Annotated in this window: 16 protein-coding genes and 1 tRNA gene; 11 read left to right on the plus strand and 6 right to left on the minus strand. The window is 66.8% G+C overall.

What is annotated here, in order from left to right; all coding sequences use genetic code 11:
- The first annotated feature begins 151 nt into the window (after positions 1-151).
- The 4 genes from BLU38_RS10555 to BLU38_RS10570 all read left to right on the plus strand — a co-directional run bounded on the left by BLU38_RS10555 (position 152) and on the right by BLU38_RS10570 (position 3,547).
- Positions 152-883, plus strand: a complete 732-nt coding sequence (locus tag BLU38_RS10555) for a CDP-alcohol phosphatidyltransferase family protein (protein WP_157683368.1) — start codon at positions 152-154, stop codon at positions 881-883.
- Positions 884-1,213: 330 nt separating this feature from the next.
- Positions 1,214-1,810 (plus strand): PadR family transcriptional regulator, encoded by a 597-nt coding sequence (locus tag BLU38_RS10560; protein WP_197680071.1) that lies wholly within the window; start codon positions 1,214-1,216, stop codon positions 1,808-1,810.
- Complete coding sequence (locus BLU38_RS10565) at positions 1,807-2,772, plus strand: ATP-binding cassette domain-containing protein (RefSeq protein WP_091524122.1); 966 nt, start codon at positions 1,807-1,809, stop codon at positions 2,770-2,772. The genes BLU38_RS10560 and BLU38_RS10565 overlap by 4 nt, the downstream gene beginning before the upstream one ends.
- Positions 2,773-2,776: 4 nt before the next feature.
- Complete coding sequence (locus tag BLU38_RS10570; RefSeq protein ID WP_157683369.1) at positions 2,777-3,547, plus strand: ABC transporter permease; 771 nt, start codon at positions 2,777-2,779, stop codon at positions 3,545-3,547.
- Between the two features lie 188 nt (positions 3,548-3,735).
- Here BLU38_RS10570 and BLU38_RS10575 read toward each other — a convergent pair whose 3' ends face one another.
- The gene (locus BLU38_RS10575) at positions 3,736-4,425 is read right to left on the minus strand and encodes a class I SAM-dependent methyltransferase (RefSeq protein ID WP_172836111.1); all 690 of its coding nucleotides are present in this window, start codon (positions 4,423-4,425) and stop codon (positions 3,736-3,738) included.
- Positions 4,426-4,607: 182 nt separating this feature from the next.
- On the opposite strand from BLU38_RS10575, the gene BLU38_RS10580 reads away from it, so the two are divergent.
- Positions 4,608-5,612 carry an ABC transporter substrate-binding protein gene (locus BLU38_RS10580; RefSeq protein WP_091524132.1) on the plus strand — a complete coding sequence of 335 codons (1,005 nt, stop codon included), beginning with the start codon at positions 4,608-4,610 and terminating at the stop codon, positions 5,610-5,612.
- A 32-nt stretch (positions 5,613-5,644) separates the two neighbouring features.
- Here the strand turns inward: BLU38_RS10580 and BLU38_RS10585 are convergent, their stop codons facing one another.
- Entirely contained in the window at positions 5,645-7,648 is a 2,004-nt protein-coding gene (locus tag BLU38_RS10585) for a hypothetical protein (protein WP_091524136.1), read from the minus strand.
- Between the two features lie 269 nt (positions 7,649-7,917).
- On the opposite strand from BLU38_RS10585, the gene BLU38_RS10590 reads away from it, so the two are divergent.
- Positions 7,918-8,886 (plus strand): phosphotransferase enzyme family protein, encoded by a 969-nt coding sequence (locus BLU38_RS10590; RefSeq protein ID WP_157683370.1) that lies wholly within the window; start codon positions 7,918-7,920, stop codon positions 8,884-8,886.
- Between the two features lie 136 nt (positions 8,887-9,022).
- On the opposite strand, the gene rpsL is transcribed toward BLU38_RS10590, so the two are convergent.
- Positions 9,023-9,394: a 30S ribosomal protein S12 gene (gene rpsL, locus BLU38_RS10595; RefSeq protein ID WP_091524143.1), complete on the minus strand. Its 372-nt coding sequence runs from the start codon at positions 9,392-9,394 to the stop codon at positions 9,023-9,025.
- A gap of 547 nt (positions 9,395-9,941) precedes the next feature.
- Here rpsL and BLU38_RS10605 point away from each other — a divergent pair.
- From BLU38_RS10605 to BLU38_RS10625, 5 genes are all read left to right on the plus strand, one after another.
- A complete protein-coding gene (locus BLU38_RS10605; RefSeq protein WP_231920279.1) occupies positions 9,942-11,684 on the plus strand; it encodes an ABC transporter transmembrane domain-containing protein in 1,743 nt (580 codons plus the stop codon).
- Entirely contained in the window at positions 11,681-13,444 is a 1,764-nt protein-coding gene (locus tag BLU38_RS10610) for an ABC transporter ATP-binding protein (protein ID WP_091524150.1), read from the plus strand. Before BLU38_RS10605 ends, BLU38_RS10610 begins: the two co-directional genes overlap by 4 nt.
- 455 nt (positions 13,445-13,899) lie before the next feature.
- Positions 13,900-15,123 carry a D-alanyl-D-alanine carboxypeptidase family protein gene (locus BLU38_RS10615; RefSeq protein ID WP_157683371.1) on the plus strand — a complete coding sequence of 408 codons (1,224 nt, stop codon included), beginning with the start codon at positions 13,900-13,902 and terminating at the stop codon, positions 15,121-15,123.
- Between the two features lie 86 nt (positions 15,124-15,209).
- Positions 15,210-15,635 (plus strand): prevent-host-death protein, encoded by a 426-nt coding sequence (locus BLU38_RS10620; protein ID WP_091524156.1) that lies wholly within the window; start codon positions 15,210-15,212, stop codon positions 15,633-15,635.
- A 44-nt stretch (positions 15,636-15,679) separates the two neighbouring features.
- Positions 15,680-16,054, plus strand: coding sequence for a hypothetical protein (locus BLU38_RS10625; RefSeq protein ID WP_197680072.1), 375 nt, complete (start codon positions 15,680-15,682; stop codon positions 16,052-16,054).
- A gap of 73 nt (positions 16,055-16,127) precedes the next feature.
- Here the strand turns inward: BLU38_RS10625 and BLU38_RS10630 are convergent.
- The 3 genes from BLU38_RS10630 to BLU38_RS10640 form a co-directional block, all read right to left on the minus strand.
- Positions 16,128-16,200, minus strand: a tRNA-Thr gene (locus BLU38_RS10630).
- Positions 16,201-16,279: 79 nt separating this feature from the next.
- A complete protein-coding gene (locus tag BLU38_RS10635) occupies positions 16,280-17,926 on the minus strand; it encodes an alpha/beta hydrolase (RefSeq protein WP_157683372.1) in 1,647 nt (548 codons plus the stop codon).
- A gap of 82 nt (positions 17,927-18,008) precedes the next feature.
- Complete coding sequence (locus BLU38_RS10640; protein WP_091524165.1) at positions 18,009-19,103, minus strand: PSP1 domain-containing protein; 1,095 nt, start codon at positions 19,101-19,103, stop codon at positions 18,009-18,011.
- Between the last annotated feature and the right edge of the window lie 92 nt (positions 19,104-19,195).

Consider the following 19,195-nt stretch of genomic DNA (forward strand, 5'->3'; position numbering starts at 1 on the left):
CCGAACGTCACCACAGCCGTACCCCTTGGAGTTGCCGCACCGGCCGGTCCGGAACGGCAAAGCCAAGGGGTACGGCTGTTCGCCGATGCCGACCAGTGGCCGGCGCCTCGACCCGGCCGACCTGCTGCTCCGACACCGTAGATTGATCTACGTGAACCTGACGTCGGAGCTTGTCGTCCTGCGGCCCCTGGTGATCGGCGCTGTCATCACCGCGTTCGGTGCCCTGATGGCGGCCGCACCGGCACCGGCGGGACTGGGGCTGCTGGGCTACCTCGCCGCCGCCCTGCTGGTACACCTCGGCTGGAAGCGCAGCCGGCTGGGACTACACAGATTCGGCCTGGCGAACATCGTCACGCTGGCCCGGCTGGTCGGCACCGGATGGATCCTCGCGCTGCTCATCCAGGCCGTCTGGGTCGAGCCGACCGCGGCCATCGCGATCACCGCTGCGGTGATCGCCACCATCTGCCTGATCCTCGACGGCGTCGACGGCCGGATCGCCCGACACCGCGGGGAGACCAGCTCCTTCGGCGCCCGCTTCGACATCGAGACCGACTCCGCGACCACGCTGATCCTGACCTTCACGCTGGTGGTCTTCGACATCGCCGGTTGGTGGGTGATCATCATCGGCGCCCTGCGGTACGCCTATCTGCTCGCCGCCGCGGCGCTGCCCGCGCTACGTCAACCGCTGCCGTTCAGTCAGGCGCGACGGGTGATCGGTCTGGGGCAGGCGGTGTTGTTGGTGATCAGTCTGCTGGTCGCCGGCATGGTCCCCGCAGCGGCCGCTTCCGGCTGGCTGGCGCTCCTCCCCGCAGTCGGTCTGGCCGCCCTGTTGTGGTCCTTCGGGCGCGATGCCTGGGGTCAGCTGCGCCACCGCGACCAGTAGTAACGGCCCGGCGGCGGTCCGCGCTGGCCCGCGATGCTTTCCAGACTGCGCGCACGACGCCACCGATATCCACGTGTTCCATCCACGCCCACAGCCTGGCAAGCCGCAGTGGACGATGCTCCCTCGCGCCGCAGGACCCAAACCGGTCTCCCGCCCCTCGACCTTCACAACTGCAATACGTCACAAGATCAGGTGTTGCGACGACCACTCGAATCCGCCATCCCTGAACGGGTGTGGTTCCTGTGGTTCGGCACCGTTGACGAACCTAGATAGTCGTGTGAGACTAATTGCATGAGAGATGCGAACCCAGTCCGGCTGTTGATCCTGGGGTTGCTGGCCGGCGGGCCACTGCACGGCCATCAGATCAGGCGAACGGCCGAGATCACCGGCATCGAGCAGTGGGGCGAGGTCAAGGTCGGAGCCTTGTACGGGATGTTGCACAGGTTGGAGGGCGAGGGCTTGGTCGAGCCGATGCGAACCGAGCAGCAGGGCAACCGGCCACGACGCACGGTGTACCGCATTACTGACGCTGGCCGCGCGGAGTTGGCCATCCACCGTGATCGCGCCCTCACTCAGCCGATCGTCAGCTCAACCACCGTTGAGGCCGCGCTGAAGTGGCCTGCTGGATTGGACGCCGAGGCGTTGACGGATCGTTTGTCGCTTCGCCGAGAAGCGCTCGCCGCAAAGTTGGCCGAACTGTTGGCCGGTCGTGAGCTTCACCAGCAAGAGGGCCATTTGTCAGCGGCGAGCCTTGCCGGCTACCGACGTGCCGAACTCCACCTGAAAGCTGAGCTCGCCTGGCACGCCGATCTGGAGGGAATGCTGCCAGAGATCGCCCGCGGAGATGACCGTGACCGGCCGACTCGAGGGACCGAGCACGATTCCAAGGTGACACGGATCAGACAACGCAAGTCGACCGCGTCATGACCGATGCGATCATCGCCCGCCACCTGCGCAAACGGTATGGCGCCGTGCAAGCTGTCGCCGATGTCTCGTTCACCGTCACTGAGGGCGAGGTGGTCTGCCTCCTTGGCCCCAACGGTGCCGGAAAGTCGACCACGACTCGCATCCTCACAACCCTGACCCGAGCCGACGGCGGATCTGCAACCGTGGCCGGCCATGACGTCACCGCTCAGCCGCAATCCGTCCGAGCAACGGTCGGCTACATCGCACAGCACGCCGGAACCGACGCTTACCTGACCGGTCGGGAGAACCTCTTGGTCCAGTCCGCCGCACAAGGACTTCGCCGTGCCGTTGCCAAACGACGTGCAGCCGAACTCCTAGACCGCGTTCACTTGACCTCAGCGGCCGACCGGCTCGTGGCGACGTATTCCGGTGGCATGCGACGACGGCTGGAGATCGTCATGGGGATGGTTCACAACCCGAGCGTGATCTTCCTTGACGAGCCGACCACGGGTCTCGACCCGGAAGCGCGTGCCGATCTGTGGAGCGAACTCAATAACCTTGGCCAGCAGCAATCCCTGACCGTCCTCCTCACAACCCATTACCTCGAGGAAGCTGACCGGCTCGCCGATAGAGTCGTGATCATTGATCGCGGCCGAGTCATCGCCGAAGGTGCCCCGGAGGTTCTCAAGTCAAGGCTCGCAGGCGACTCCGTCACGGTTGAAGTCGCCGGGCGACCAGCCACCCAGGACATCCTCGCCGCTATCCGGGAAGTCGATTCCCGAGCGGTCAGTGTTGCCGGCAACCGGGTGGTCGCACATGTACAGCACGGCAGCCATGCACTGCCGGCGATTGTGACCGGACTGGAAGCCACGGGGCTCCACGTCACCTCGGCCAGTGTCACCCGCCCGAGCCTCGACGATGTCTATCTGCACTACACCGGCCGCAGACTTACCGACGACAACACCAGACCCGACCGGCCGTGATCTCATGAGAAGGCTTCTTGGCCACGCCGTACTCCTCGGGCGGGGTGTTCGGATCGTCGGCAGACAACCCGTCGCCATCGCGGTCATGATCATCCAGCCGCTGGTCTGGCTCCTGCTTTACAGCCAGCTGTTCCAATCGCTTCCTCGGCTCGGAGGGTTCGAGACCGCGAACTATCTCGAATACCTCGCACCGGGCATCGCCATCTTTGCCGCCTTCAACCATGGCGCCTGGGAAGGCGGCGGGGTCGTCCAAGACATCGAGCGGGGCGCGATCGACAGATTCCTAACGACGTCTCTCCCGGCAGCCGCACTGTTGTCCTCCAGGACACTTCAGGCCGCACTCATCGGCGCGGGACAGGCCCTGTTCGTCATGATCACCGCTCTTGTTTTCGGTGCTCGCGTGCGTACCGGCCCGATCGGATTCCTGATCATCCTGATCGCGGGCGTCCTCGTCTGCACTGCCTTCGCAGCCTTCACCCACACCATCGCGCTTCTGGCCCGTCGGCAAGAAACGATGACTATGGTCGGACTGTTCATCACCTTCCCGCTGATGTTCTCCTCCACGATGTTCACCTCGGCCGAGCAGATGCCGAGCTGGCTGCAACACCTCGCGAGTCTCAACCCCGTGAATTGGGCCGTTGAAGCCGCAAGGGCAGCGATGCTCGGCACCAACTGGACCACAGCCGCAGTACATCTGGTCGCACTCGCCGGGTTCGCCACCGCACTGAGCGCTCTCTCCCGTCTAGCCCTGCGACGATACCGACTCCAGCTCTAGCGTCCGATCAGGCTCCCAGGGTCACAACGCCGGCCCGATGGGCATTCCCCAGCCGACGCCGGCGCACTCTCCGCAATCGGCCCTGCCGGGTAGATCCACCAGTCACCATCACCGCGCTCGGCAGAGCGGGAAATCGTTGTGCCACAAGGGATCCGTGACCGGCCGCATTCTGGCGACACCCATTCGGATCAGTTTGATCGGCTGCGACACCGCAACACCAGGTATCGCGGCACATCGGCTGGCGGCTCAATGACTTCCACGAACTCCAGGCCTGCATGGAGCACCGCGTTCAGGTACGTCGACAACGTCCGATGGTGAGCGCCGACATGTCCCCGGACGCCATCGCTACCGGTGGTCCACCACCCCTCCCACGAATAGCCGTCGCTGGGCGGCCAACTCGACAACGTTCCGGTGTCCTCTCGTCCCGGAAAGCAAGGGTGCAACAGACTCAGGAGGACCCACCCGGCAGGCATGGTGACAGAGGCAATCACCGCCAACGCGCCATCCAGGTCTTCGATGTCCATCAGCGCCATGTTGCTGACCACGCCGTCGAACTGCTCGCCATCCCACCAACCAGTGTTGGTCGCATCGCCCTCCCGGTACTCCACATGATCGGCGGGCGTTGCGTTGCGGAGCATCCCCGCCGACGAGTCAACGGCAGTGACGGCCGCACCGCGATCGGCGATCAATCGGCTCAGCACACCATTCCCACAAGCAAGGTCCAGCACCCTCTGATCTCGGAGATCCTCAGGCAGATACGGAACGCAAACCGGCAACCAGTCCGCGGTGAACCGTGCATACCACTGCGCCACGGCGTCGTATCGAGAATGCATTCGTGGATTGTAGGCAGTGCTTCCCTGATCGGCATCGAGCGTCACAGTAGACCGCAAGCCTTTCCACGAAGGCCGCCGGCAAGCGGGATGTGCCGTCCTTCCGCACGACCTCACCCGGGCACCCAATCCGGCTCGAATCGCCGTGTCAGATGTGATCGATGATCGGGCCGGAGTCGACGGCGCTAAGATGCCCTAGGATTACTTAGGTGACCCTAACTTCGAATCGCATGACTCGGCGCGGCGCGCTCGCCCTGATGACGGCTGGACTGGCCGCACCGCTCGTCGCCGGCTGCCAGTCCGACCCGGCTCCGACAGCACCTGCGACCTGGGCCGGTTCGGTCACCGACGACGCGGACTTCCCCGTCACGATCGAGCACGCGCTCGGCAGCACGACGATCCGGACCCGACCGAAACGGGTCGTGACCGTCGGCTACACCGATCACGAGATGTTCCTCGCTCTCGGCGTCAGACCGGTCGGCGTCCGGCCCTGGTTCGGCGAGACCATCGATCACACCTGGCCCTGGGTCAAACCGGCGTGGGACGGCATGACGCCGAGCTACATCGGTGCCGACCTCAACTATGAGAAGATCGCGTCACTGCGCCCCGATGTGATCGTCGGCCTGTACGCCGAGATCACCAAGCAGGAGTACGCCAAGCTCAGCGCAATCGCCCCGACGGTGGCGCAGGATGCCGACAGTGCCCCGTACACAACGGATCGGGCGGTGATGTTCCGCACGGCCGGTCGGATCGTCGGCGCGACGCCGGCAGCCGACCGGATGCTGACCGACCTGGACAGCCGATTCAGCAAGATCAGGACCGAGCATCCGGAGTTCGCCGGCAAGACCGCGGCCGTGATCGACCCCAGCGAGCGCGCCTTCTACGCCTTTGCCGCGAATGATCCCCGGGGCCGTTTCCTGACCGATCTCGGTTTCGCCGTACCGGAGCAGGTCAACAAGATCATCGGCGACAAGTTCGGCGCCGAGATCTCGCCCGAACGAGCCGACGTCCTGGACCTTGATCGACTCCTGCTGCTCGCCGATGCCGACTCGCGCCGCTGGCTGGCCGGGAACAAGATCTACCAGCAGCTCGCCGTCGTCAGAGGCCGCCGATCCTTGGAGATCCCTTACTACGAACGGCCTTTCGCCGGCGCCGCGATGGCCTACAACACCGTGCTCAGCGTCCCGTACGCGGTGCAGGACCTGGTGCCGAGATTGGCTGCCATCACCGACTGACACCAAGATCCGTCACTCCTGGCACCGCGTCGCTAGCGGCTTCCGCGCCGAGTCCCCTTGCAGCCAGGATTCCCTGTGGCAGCAGACACCCAGGGGGTGAGCTGGAAGGTGTCGTCGCGCGTGAACCCCTGGAATCTGACGCATTCGTTCTCCTTGTGGTCGTAGCCGCATTGCGTCCAGCCGGCGGTGTCGTCGACGCATCTGCGGACCTTGCCGTACTGGGTGCGGACGAGGACGGCGAACGGCTGATCATCCTTCCGGGCGTCGAGGACCCACTGATCATCACCCTTGGCTTCGAAGCAGGTCAGCCCGTAGATCTTGTCCCCCTTGCCGAAGGCGTAGGGTTCACCGTCGGAGGGGTTGCAGATCTTGGGCAGCTCAGGACGGCAGCCAGGGTTGCCCGTGGCGGCGGAGACCCAGCGCGTGGTGCCGAAGAACTCACCGGTGCTCGAGCCCTTGTGCCCGCCGCGGAAGACGAGGCACTTGCTCTCCTTGTGGTTGTACTTGCATTCGGTCCAGCCTGCCGTGTCGTCGACGCAGGTGCGTTCCTTGCCGTATTCGGTGCGGACGTTGACCGCGAACGCCCGACCGTCCTTGCGGGTGTCCTTGACCCACTGGTCGTCTCCCTTGGCCTCGAAGCAGGTCAGACCGTCCAGCTTGCCGTTCTTGCTGAAGGCGTAGGGTTCGCCGTCGCTGTGATCACAGATCCGTGGCACCCAGTAATCGTCGTAGGTGTTGCGGGCAAAGATCATCCGTCTGCCGGGGTGCTCCGACACCGAGTAGACCAACCGCTTGTCGCCGGCGCCCCGATATCGATAGCTGAGGTCCTCCGGACCAACCGGTCCTTCCTTGATGCCTTCGCTCTGCCAGATGAACGGCAGAGCGGTCGGCCGGAACCGGTACATCACGCCGTTCTCCTTAGTGCCCTTGCAACTGGCGTTGAAGAACCAGTGCTTCTGATTCCTCAGCCCACCCTGGATGTTGTTCTGACACTTGCCTCGTTTCAGGTTCGGCATCCGGAACGCCTGGGTCGGCGTGCCACGATTGGCGATCTTGCCGTCCTTCAACGACCAGGCGGCCACCCGTCCGGGGCCGGAGCTCTCCACGCAGTATTCGCCGGCGATCAGACGGTCCGGGGTGCTGGCGCGATCCAGCGAGAGCCACGAGTGCAGCATCGGTTTGTCTTTACCTGCGCACTTGTCGCCCGATCCTGGCGCATCGTTCTCCCACCGACCGACCTGCGGGAGGACGTAGCGATAGCCGTACCCGTGGTAGGTCTTGCCGTCGTTACCCAAACCGACTTTGGTCGGATCATTGACGTCGCCGTTCGGGTCGGCGGACAGGTCGTAGATGTTGTCCAGGTCGAACACCCGAATGCCACGCTTGGTGTCGGCGACATACAAGTAACGGCCGTACCAGACGATGCCGCCGGCGTGCAGGCTTCCACCCTCGTCCGTCGTCACGGCACGATAGTTCTTCGTGGCCGGACGATCCGGAGGAGTGGGAACGGGCTCGACCAGCAGCAGGTGCCGGTACTTCCTCGTCTCGGTATTGACGACGGTGACCCGGACGCCCTTCTCGATGCCGTCATCGTCAGGATCAACCTCGGGATCGCTGGTGTCGTACCAGCTGACCATCAGCCCCTTGTGGCCGTTCCAACTCTCGTCGGAGTGGGCGTCGGCATCGCTCGTCACACCCTGCGGGTACCAGTCCTTCGTGTCGCGGTCGGCGGGCTTGAAACACCAGCGTACGGACGGCTCCTTGCCCTTGGTCGGCTGCTTGTCGAAGGTGCACTGCTTGCCGTACGTCGCCGCCCGATTCGCCTGCGCGAAGACGTCGGACAGCGTGGCGCGTTGGATCGGGAGCGAGGCACCGCCCGGGGTCTCGGCGTAGTCGAGGTCCAACGGCCCGCGCGGTACCGACGTCGCCGTCACCGTTTCGACACGCGGCTCGGCCGCAGCCGGTTCGGTGCCCAGCAGAGCCAGTCCGGCAACAACGGCAGCGAGGACGAGCGCGGACGTGATCGGCTTGATCATTCTGCATCCCTTCGGTCGACCCGCACTCGCACCCGAGCACCGTCACGACGTGATCAACGGCAGACCAGAGAGCCCGCCCTTATGCGACGCCCGACACTAGGAAACGTGCTGTGCGGTATCGACGACATTCGATGGTGCTCGAAGGTCCGGTTGCACACCGGATCGGCTGCGCCGGCAGTCCGTCTGGTTCGGTCCCCACGCCTGGCGCGGCTGGTCGATTCGAACGTCGATACACTCCGGATCTTGTGACTGGTGTGAGCGTCGCTGCGATGACCGAAGCTTTCGGACTTGCCGAACCGATCGGTCCTGCGGATCTGATCCGGCGCCGGGGCCAGGTCGAAGCGTGGCGCCTCGGGACCGGTGCCGGTGAGGTGTTGATCAAACGCTTCTGGGCCGACGACGAACTGCCCTGGCAGGATGAACTCGAGCTGGCCATGCAGGTCGAGCAGCAGGCCGTGGACGCAGGGATCGCCACCCCGGCACCGATCCGGCCGGTCCATCCGGTGTTCGGGTCGGTCGCCAAGATCAGCAGGTTCGGCCTGTTCCGAGCGTTTCCCTACCTCGAACATCGGCCGCTCGCCGACGATGACGACGTCGCCGAATGGGTCGGTACGACGCTGGCTCGCACTCACGATCTGCACAGGCTGGACGATCGCCCGGCGCCGAACTGGTGGTATGGCCAGTTTCCGCCCGTCAGACCGCGACAGTGGTCATGCTGGCTGCAGGACGGCGAGACCGCCGGTGCCGCGTGGGCACCGTCCCTGCGCAGGCACCTCGACCTCGTGGTCGAACAGACCGGACGGGTCGTCAGGACCTTCCACGCCGCACCGCCCTACGCGCTCAGTCATCGCGATTTCGAGCCCTGGAACGTCCTGATGGCCGGCGACCGGCCGATGTTGATCGATTGGGACACGGCCGGGCCGGAGAGCATCCCGCTGGAGGCTGCCTACGTGTTGACCACCTTCGCCCGCCGAGGACGCGACTCGCCCGATCAGCAGCTGTTGCAGCGGTCGTACCGTGCCTACCTTGTCGCCGGCGGACCGCCGCTCACCGCAGGACCGGGCTCACTGGACCGGATGATCGGCACTCACCTGGCCAAGATCGCCGACGCTGTCCGACGGTTCTTCGATACCCAGGACGACGGTCACGGGATCGGTGACCGGATCGACCGTTTTCCTGCCACGGTGGCGAATGCGCGAGCTTGGGAGCAGCTGCTCGGCACGGTCTGCGCTGACTGATCCACGGCGTCGCCGCCTCGGGATGATCATCGGCCGGAGCGGCCCGGCCGGGACGCCGTATTCCTCCAACCTCCCGGCCGGGCCCGGTGCCCGGTGATCAACGCGGCTGCCGTCGACCACCGGTTCACCGTTTCGATCAGCTCGGTCGCTTCGCCCCGTACTTGCTGCGGGCCTGGCGCCGATTCTTCACGCCCTGGGTGTCCAGCGATCCACGAACGACCCGGTAGCGGACGCCCGGAAGATCATGAACACCCCCGCCCTGGACCAGGACCATCGAATGCTCCTGGAGGTTGTGACCGATGCCGGGGATGTAGGCGGTCACCTCGACACCGCTGCTGAGCCGCACCCGCGCGACCTTCCGCAGCGCGGAGTTCGGTTTGCGCGGTGTCGTGGTGTAGACGCGGACGCACACACCTCGACGTTGCGGACTCCCTTTGAGGGCAGCGGTTGCTGCTCGTCGGACCTTCGGCTTCCGCCCCTTGCGGACCAGCTGTTGGATGGTAGGCACAATCGTCCTCTTCTGTGATGGTTCGGAGTTGTCTGTGCAGCAGCGCTGTGCGCCGGCGAGGGCCCTGCCGACCGCAGCTCGGCGCGACCGAGCTGCTGGGATCGGTCGCTGCAGTGCGGCGGCATCGTGTCCTGGTCCACGAATCCCGATCGATCGCTCACCGAGGCAAGGAGATGATCACGGTTTCGGCGACTCTGCGGCTCGCGTTGGAGGCGGCAGGTCAGTGGTCGAGTGGACAGGCTTATCCGGCGCGGGAACAGCTGGTGGTCCACGCGCTGGGGGCAGACTGCACGTCTACTCCGGGCACCATCGTCGCCCGAGGTCTCCTCGGGCCCGTCAAATGATCGACATCATCCAGGCCAGTGTGGCAGATGGCTGTTCTGCGGCGATCACGGGCAGTCCACGGACCGCCGGACCCGGCCCGCACCAGAGCATTTGTGAATTCGATCACGAATGCTGCCGCCGGTATCCGCGGGCTGCCATGATCAACGACATGGCCAGCGCCGGTGCACAGCCGCGGAGGTGAGCAGTGCTGCCGAATCGCGGGGTGTCGGACCGGGCGGAACAGCGCTGGAGCCCGCCGTCGCCGCGTGATCTGGCCGGCCCCTTCCGTTTCCTGTTCTGGCTGACCCGATCGCAGCTCCGTCGGGTCGCCGTCGGGGCCGGACTGGGCATCGGCTGGGCTGTCGGGCTGGCCGTTCCGCCGTGGGCGTTGGCGCACGCGATCGACGACGGGTTCGTCGCCGGTGATCATCGAGCCTTGGTCGGTTGGTCCGTCGTGCTGTTGATCACCGGGATCCTGATCGCGGCGTTGTCGATCGCCCGGCATCGCACGATGACCAAGATCAGGATGGACGCCTCGTTCCGGGCGGCCCGGACGACGGTGTGGCACACCTCCCGATTGGGTGCCTCGCTACGGAGCCGGGTGAATGCGGGAGAGGTCGTGACCGTCGGCATCGCCGACGTCCAGACCGTCGCGATGGCGTTGACCGTCACCGGACCCGGTGTCGGCGCCGTCGTCGGCTATCTCGTCGTCGCGGTGCTGCTGGTCGCGATCTCGCCGGTGCTGGCGGTGGTGATCCTGCTCGGCGTTCCGCTGTTGGCCGTTGCGGTCGGCCCGCTGCTGCACCGCATCGAACGCACCGGCGGCGAGTATCGCGTCCAGCAGGGGCGGCTGACGACACGTCTGGTCGACGCGCTCGCCGGGCTCGGTGTGCTGAACGGTCTGGGCGGCAAGGCGTGGGTTGCCGACCGCTATGCCCAGCAGTCGCGCCGGGTGGTGGCGGCCGGCTACCGGGTCGCCAAGCCGGCCAGTTGGGTCGGCGCGCTGGCAACCGGTCTGCCGTCTCTGTTCCTCGCTGCCGTGGTGTGGTTGTCGGCCCGATTGGCCGCGTCCGGGGCGATCACGATCGGCGATCTGGTCGCCGTCTACGGCTATGTCGCCGTGCTGGTCGTCCCGGTCGCCCAGTTCATCGAGGGCGCGGGCGACATCGCCCGGGCCCGGGTGGCGGCGCACCGAATCATCGATCTGCTCAACCTGCCGGCCGGGCAGGACACCGACCCGGTCCCGGTGCGGGCCGGGTGCGGTCCGCTGGTCGATCCGGAGTCCGGCGTCGTCGTACGCCCCGGGTTGCTGACGGCGCTGGTCGCCACCCATCCGGTCGATGCCCGGACCGTCATCGAGCGCCTCGGACGACTCCCCCACCCGGCGACGATCACCGAGGCTGCGACCTGGAACGGCGTACCGATCACGGATCTGGACCGCAACGAGTTCAGGACCAGGTTGCTCGTCGCCGACAACGATGCCGAGGTGTTCGCCGGCACCGTTCGCGAGATCGTTGCCGGCCGGCTGGAGCCCGACGACGTACGGATCCGGGCCGCGCTGCGGATCGCTGCCGCCGACGATGTGGTGCAGGCGCTGCCCGGCGGGCTGGATGCCGCGGTCGCCGCCGGCGGCCGGGATCTTTCCGGAGGGCAGCGACAACGGATCCGGCTCGCCCGGGCCGTCTATGCCGCTCCCGACGTCCTGATCGCCGTCGACCCGACCTCCGCGGTCGACGCGAACACCGAAGCCGTCATGATCAACAGGCTCGGCGACTCCCGGCGGGAGGTCAGCACGATGATCAGCACGTCGTCGCCGCTGGTCCTCGACAGGGCCGACGAGGTCATCTTCCTGGCCGACGGTCGGGTTTCGGCGATCGGGACGCACGCCGAGCTGACACGCACCGTACCCGGCTACCGGGATCTGGTGTCCCGCGCGCAGAACGACATCGAGGGCGAGGACCGATGACGCGGCAGCTACCCGTCGCCGGTCCGTCCGAGGTGCGTGCGGCGGCGATCCGCGACCTCGGCGCGGACCGCCGTTCGGTGTTCGGCGTCGTCGGGGTCAACGGGCTCGCGACCGCGGTCGGTCTGGTCGGCCCGTGGCTGCTCGGCCGCATCATCGACACCATCCAGACCGGCGCCGGCGACGTGGTTGCCGCGGTGGATCGGCTGGCCTTCGGCGCGGTGCTGTTCACCGTCGCGCAGATCCTGCTCGGCCGGTGGGCGCTCACGATCGGCTACCGGTTCGGCGAACGGACCGCGGCCCGGGTCCGGGAACGGTTCCTGCGCCGGACCCTCACCCTGCCGCCGCAGGCCGCCGACCGACTGCCGACCGGTGACCTGATCGCCCGGGGCAGCACGGATGCGTCGTTGGTGGCGGCGACGCTGCGGTCCGCGGTCCCGGAGATCCTGATCGCCGTCATCCACGCGCTGTTCCTGATCATCGCCGTGCTCCTGCTGGATCCGCGGCTCGGCCTGTTCGGCCTCGGTGGGCTGATCGGTGTCGCCGCCGCTGTGCGCTGGTACTCCCGGCGGGCGCGGCCCGCCTATCTGGCGGTCGCCGCCTCCGGGGCCGAGCTGGCCGATGTCGTCGCCGGCACCGCCAACGGGGCCCGCACCGTCGAGCTGCTCGGACTTCAAGCACGTCGGGACCAGGCCGCCGAGACCGCCATCGGGCACGCGCGATCCGCGCGGCTGTGGGCGTTGCGGCTGCGTACGGTGCTGTTTCCCTGGGCCGATGTCTGCCTGGCGCTGCCGGTGGTCGCGGTGCTGTTGCTCGGTGGTGTTCTCTACGCCGACGGGCTGGTCAGCCTCGGGGTCGTGGTCACCGCGACCGTCTACCTGCGCCAACTGACCGGACCGCTGGACACCCTGATGCTCTGGATCGAACAGCTCCAAGGTGCCGGTGCCTCGTACGCTCGCGTCGAGGGTCTGGCCGCGCTGCCGATGACGGAACCATCCACGACGCAGCCGACGCCGAGCTCCGACGACGCCCGCGGGGACCGGATCCGGGTGGCCGATGTCCACTACGGCTACGCCGCCGACCGCGACGTGTTGCGCGGTATTGACCTGGAGGTGCACCCCGGCGAACGGCTTGCCGTCGTCGGCCCGTCGGGAGCCGGGAAGACCACGCTCGCGCGGCTGCTCGCCGGGCTCGACCGGCCGCACACCGGTTCGGTCACCATCGGCAACACTCCGGTCGCCGACCTGCCGCCCGATCAACTCCGCCGCCACGTGGTGCTGATCACCCAAGATCATCATCTGTTCCACGACACCGTGCGGGACAACCTGTTGATCGCCGACCCCACGGCGACCGATCCCGAACTGCTCGCCGCGCTGGACGCTGTCGGTGCTGACTGGTTCTCAGATCTTTCGCACGGTCTGGACACCCATCTCGGCGAGGAAGTCGATCTTGACGATGCCGCAGCCCAGCAACTGTCGTTGGCCCGCGTCGTCCTCGCCGATCCGCACACCGTCGTCCTCGACGAAGCGACCGCGCTGCTCGATCCCACGGCCGCACGACGGACGGAACGATCACTGGCCGCCGTGCTCCACGGGCGGACCGTGATCGCCATCGCCCACCGTCTGCAGACCGCCCATGATGCCGACCGGATCGCCGTCATCGACAACGGCGAACTCGTCGAGCTCGGGACCCATGACGAGCTCGTCGGCGCCGCGAACAGCTACAGCCGACTCTGGCGGACCTGGCACGGGGAGATCGGTTGACGCCTGCGGGCCGATTTCCGGCCCTGCCCACACCGATTGCCGCTGACCGCGGGGCGGGCGACCGTCCGCTTGTCGTCGTTCCACCGGAGGCTCGGAGCAATGTTGCCCGGATGAGCCGTGGTGGCGCCCCGGCCGCAGCGCACCGTTCGCGCCGGGTACCTCTCTCCACAGACGACAACGAGTATTGGGCGAGTGTCCGATATTCCGACCCCAGAGTCCGATAACGGCCGCCAATACCGGCCGAGTGTCCAATCTTCCCGACTTATCCCGACCTCCGTCCGAGGGGCCCCAGTGCCAATATCGGGCGAGTGTCCACGAATCCCGCCGTCGGCGAACACCCCATGACATAGGGTTCCCTGGTGCCCCCATCGAGCACGTCGTCGCGACAGGAAATGCGCAACCCAGGACGTACGGACAGATCGCGGAGGAAGCGCGTTCGTCGCCGGATCCTGCTGGTGGTCCTGCTGCTCGTAGTGATCATGATCGGACTCGGCGCCTGGCAGGTCGGGAGGGCGGCTGCCGCAGCACTTCCCGTCGCGACCGTCACCGAGAAGCCCGTCACGGTCGCCGCTGGCGAAGAGGTGTCGGTCGACCTCCCCGGCTACGGCGCCGGTGCGGTGACGGCGCTCGGCTACGACGCGGAGACCGGGCTGGCCGATCCCGATGCCGATGCCGAGCCGATGGTCGAGTTCGGCTCGGACAACGCCCGCCCGATCGGCAGTGTGGCCAAGGTGATCACCGCGCTGATGATCGTCGACGCCCGCCCACTCGACGACGATGACGGCCCGTCCATCACCCTCACCGAACGCGACGTCAGCTACTACCAGGAGACGCTCGCCGAGGGTGGATCGAACGCGCCGGCGACCGCCGGGACGACGATCAGCGAGCGCGAAGGCCTGGCTCTGATGCTGATCCCGTCGGCGAACAACTACTCCAAGACGTTGGCGGTCTGGGCTTACGGCTCCTACGACGCGTTCCTGTCCGCCTCCCGCGAGTGGCTCGACGAGCGCGGCTTGGAGGACACCGTGCTCGCCGACTCCAGCGGGTTGTCCGAGGAGACGGTCAGCACACCAGCGGACCTCTTGACGGTCGGTCGTCTGCTGAGCGAGGACGACACCCTGTCCAAGATCGTGGCCATGAAGAAGATCACCGTTCCAGGCGTCGGCACCGTCGAGAACACCAACCAGGCACTGGGCAAGAAGGGCATCGACGGAATCAAGACCGGCACCACCGGGCGGGCCGGCTCCTGCCTGCTCTTCTCCTGGCACCACACCGTCGCCGGCAAGCAGGTGACCATGGTCGGAGTGTTCCTCGATGCGCCGAGCCACCCGACCCTGGATCGGGACCTGTTGCGACTCATCCCCACGTTCAACGACGAGTTCTCCACCGTCCGGCCGGTCAAGGAGGGAGCGACGCTCGGCACCGCGAAAGCCGCCTGGGGGCAGCAGGTCGATCTGCGAGCCGGCCGCGGCATCACCGTCAGGGCCTGGGGACCGGTCGAGGTGCAATCCGATCTCGAGACGCCCGCTGTCAACGCGATGCGCCGGGGCCAACGGGTCGGACACTACGACGTGGTCGTCAACGGAGAGAAGAAGTCTGTGCCCGTGACCTCGGACGGCACCATCAGCGACCCCGGCCTGAAGTGGCGGGTCCAGCACCGCGACCTGCTGACCTACTGAGCGGAGCCTGGAGCCGCTCTTTGACGCGCCAGGGCCCTCTGTACAGGATGTACATTGAGTACATGGCTAAGGAAGGGCTCACTGCCATGTCTACTCTCGATCACCGCACCGCGGTCCACTACAACACGGTCAGCGAAGCGCGGGACCACATCTCGAACCTGCTCGACGCGTCCGAGGCGGGCAAGCCGGCAACCATCCGTCGCGGCAGAGCTCGGGCCGCAGTCGTCGACGCCGGCCGGCTGCGCTACTTCCTGGCCCGCACCCGGCCGGCGCGCGCCCAGGCCGTGCGGGAGGCTGGCGGCTGGTCCGTCATGCTGCCCGGGCTCCCCCTGGCCGCCGACGGTGAAACCTTCGACGAGGCCCTCGACGAGATGGTCGAGGTGCTCCGCGAGTACGCCGCCGATTGGACCGACCATCTGCGTCACGCACCCAACCATGCCGACAACTGGGGGCTGGTGCAGATCATCGAGCTGTCCTCCGACGCCGAGCTGAAGGACTGGCTGCAACAGTGACCGGCTTCCCTGCAGCCACTCGGAAGGATCACCAGAAGTTCTGTGTGACCGAAGGGTGGGTGCAGGTCCGAAATGCCCGCGGCAACACCGGCGACCATTGGATCTACGAGCTGACGCTGCCCGACGGGCGGACCCTGCGGACGCGGGTCTCGCATCCGGTGAACCGCGATACCTATGGCGCGGCGATGTGGGCCCACATCCTCCGCGAGCAGCTCGACGTCGACGAACCCGCCTTCTGGGCCTGTGTCCAGGACAAGGTCATGCCAGAGCGAGGATCGCTGGAGCCGCCCGAGGACGCGATCCCGGCCGGCGTCGTAGCGCAGCTCCTGAGCAACGGTGTTCCTGACGTCGAGATCCAGGACATGAGCAGGACCGACGCGATCCGGCGGCTGAATGAGATCTGGTCGCAACCGACCTGATCAGGACCTCTCACGGAGGGATCGCTGCTGGATACCGAGCAGTTGATGTTGCGCGGGCCAGAAGACTCACCGGAGCCACCTGTCGGAATCGAACCGACGACCTATTCATTACGAGTGAATCGCTCTACCGACTGAGCTAAGGTGGCCTGCCCGGGTGCGGCGAACCGTACGGACGGGCGGCAGCCAACTATAGCGACGCCCGGCGGGCCGGAGGAAATCGAGGTCTCAGCCGTCGGTGCAGGTGCTGTCCCGCTCGGGGACGGTGCCGTCGATCAGGTAGCTCAGCACCTTGCCCTGGACGCACTTGCTCTGGTCGTAGGCCAGATGCCCGTTCCCCTTCAGAGTGATCAGCCGGCTGGACTTCAGCGCCTTGTGCATGTGCTCGGCATACTCGTACGGCGTCGCCGGGTCCCCGGTCGTGCCGAGCACCAGGATGTCGGGCCGGTCCTGGTATTTGATCTTGACGTCCAGATCGTCGGTGGCCTTCACCGGCCAGGTCGGGCAGCCGAGGTCGGGGCCGATGTAGGGGCCCAGGGTCGGAGCCTTCTTCTCGATCTTGTGCCACGTCTTCAGCGCACCGATCACGCCGTCGTCGCTGGAGTCCAGGCACTTGATCGCCGGGAACGAGTCGTTGAACTGGCCGAAGTCGCCGTCACTGTCCCGCTGGTTGTACTGATCGGCCCAGTGCATCAGCACCGACCCGTCACCGCTGACGGCCTGCTCCAATCCGGCCAGCAGGTCCGGCCATTGGCTGGCCGGCGAATACAGCGCATACAGCAGACCGGTGGTCGCCAGCGCCTGGGTCAGATCGCGCCGACCGCCCGGCAGGGTCCGGCTGTCCAATCCCTTCAGCAGTTGATCGATCTTCGACAACACCGCCTGTCGACTGGTGCCGAGGCTGCACTTGTTGGCCGCACACCAGGTGGCGAAGTTTCCCAACGTCCGATCGAACCCGTAGGTCTGGCTGACCTCCGGGGCACCGCCGATGCTGGTTGCGCCGTCGAGCACCATCCGCCCGGTGCTCTGCGGGAACATGGTGGCGTACAGCGCCCCGATCGAGGTCCCGTAGGACGAGCCGAAGTAGTCCAGCTGCCGTTGCCCGAACAGCTGCCGCAACAGATCAAGATCACGAACGGTGTCGGCCGTCGAGATGTGCTTGAGCAGCTCCCCCGATCTCTTCAGGCAGGCCCGCCCGAACTCGGTGTTGATCTTGGTCAGGGCAGTGACCTCTTGATCATCATCGGGTGAGTAGTCGAAGGCTGTGTAGTCCTCCATCTGTTCGGAGCTCAGACACCGTACGGGGGTCGACTTGCCGACACCACGGGGATCCCAGCCGATGATGTTGTAGTGCTTGTCCAGCCCGTGCGCGGCGAAGTAGTCGACGTAATCGGTGCCCGACCCGCCCGGACCGCCGGGATTGATGAAGAGGTCACCCTTCGGGCTGCCGGTGCCGGGACGTCGGGCCAACGCCAGCGTCAGCGCCGGCCCGTTCGGCTTGTCCCAGTCCAACGGCGCCAGCACGGTCGCACACTGCTTGTTCGGGACGTCCTTGACCGGGCAGTCCTCCCAGACGATCTTCTGGCTGGTGTAGCGCGACATCCCCTTGCCCTGCGGCGGATCGTCGATGCCCTTCGGCTGGACGTCGGACGGCACCGGCTCGACCGGGCGCCGGGTCGCCGTCGCCGACGGCACGTCCTCGGACGACGAACCGCTCGCGGTGCTACCAGCGGTCGGGCTCGAGCGTTGTGTCGAGGTGGCCTGCGGCTGCCCGGGTCCCTCCCCCGACCCGCCCGCACTACACCCGGTCAGCAGGATCGCCAGCACGATCCCCAGCAAACCGACCACCTTCGCACCGGTTGCGTACCTTCGCACCGGGTGTACGTGGTGCGAAGGTACGGAGGTGGTGCGAACGTACGGGACCGGCCGGCTGGGTCGAATGATCACGTTCGAGGGACTACTGATCATCAGAATCCGGCGCCGATGCTCCGGACTGGTCACCGTCAGCGGCGGCTCGCCGACGACGGCGGCGCCGGGCCTTGGTGCGTTCCTTCTTCTTCGGCCGCTCGGTCGCGGCCGCCTCGACCTCGGGCCCGGACGGGCCCTTCGACAAGCTCAGGGATCCCTGGTCGGGCTGGTCGGCCGGCGTTGACCGGTCGGGTTCATCGGCCGGTAGTGCTTGGTCGAGGACTGCGGCAGCGGATGCTTGATCGGCCCGCGGATCGCGGGTTTCGTAGGCGGCGCGGGAGCCGCAGACCGAGGCTCGCGAACAGCTGGTGATCGCACCGGAATCGCGCATCCGGACGACCACCGCGTCGGCCGGGACCTGATGCCCCACGACGACACCGTCGCCGTCAGCGGTGCTGACCTGGCTACCGACCGCCGGCGCATTCCGGGCGAACTCGGCGTACAACGGGTGTTCGTACTTCAGGCAGCACATCAGCCGTCCGCAGGCGCCGGAGATCCGCATCGGGTTGGACGGCAGGTCTTGGGCCTTGGCCAGTCGCAGGCTGACCGGTTCGAAGTCCTTGAGAAAGGTGGCACAGCACAGATCGCGGCCACAGCTGCCGATCCCGCCGGTCAGCCGGGCGCCGTCCCGGGATCCGACCTGACGCAGATCGATCCGGGCCTGCAGCGCCCGCGCCAGCTCGCTGACCAAGGTCCGGAAGTCGACCCGATGCGGAGCGGTGAAGTAGACCACCACCATCTGGTCGAAGTCGGTGCCGCGGTCGAGGTAGTCGACCCCGACCACCTTCATCGGCAGATCGTTCTTCTTGATCAACTTCTTGGCGACGAGCTTGGCCTCGGCCCGCTTGCGGCGATTGGCCTCGTCACGCTCCAGATCCTGATCGGCCGCCTTGCCCGCGCACTGCGGCAGTTCGCCGAAGTCCTCGGTCAGCCACTCCGGCGCCCAGACACACTCGGCGACCTCGGGCCCGCCCTCCTCGGTCGGCACCAGCACCCGATCGCCGATCTGGTAGTCGGCGTCGGCGGCGTCCAGGTAGTACAGCCGCCCGTACCGCTCGAACGAGACGGCCATCACGCGGGTCATGGGGCCACCTTACGGGCCGACCGGCACACCGGCGGCATGGTGCCGACGATGGGCGATCCGGATGTCGTACGAGTTCTTCAGCTGGCCCCGCT

It is taken from the genome of Microlunatus soli, assembly GCF_900105385.1.
Lineage (GTDB): Bacteria > Actinomycetota > Actinomycetes > Propionibacteriales > Propionibacteriaceae > Microlunatus > Microlunatus soli.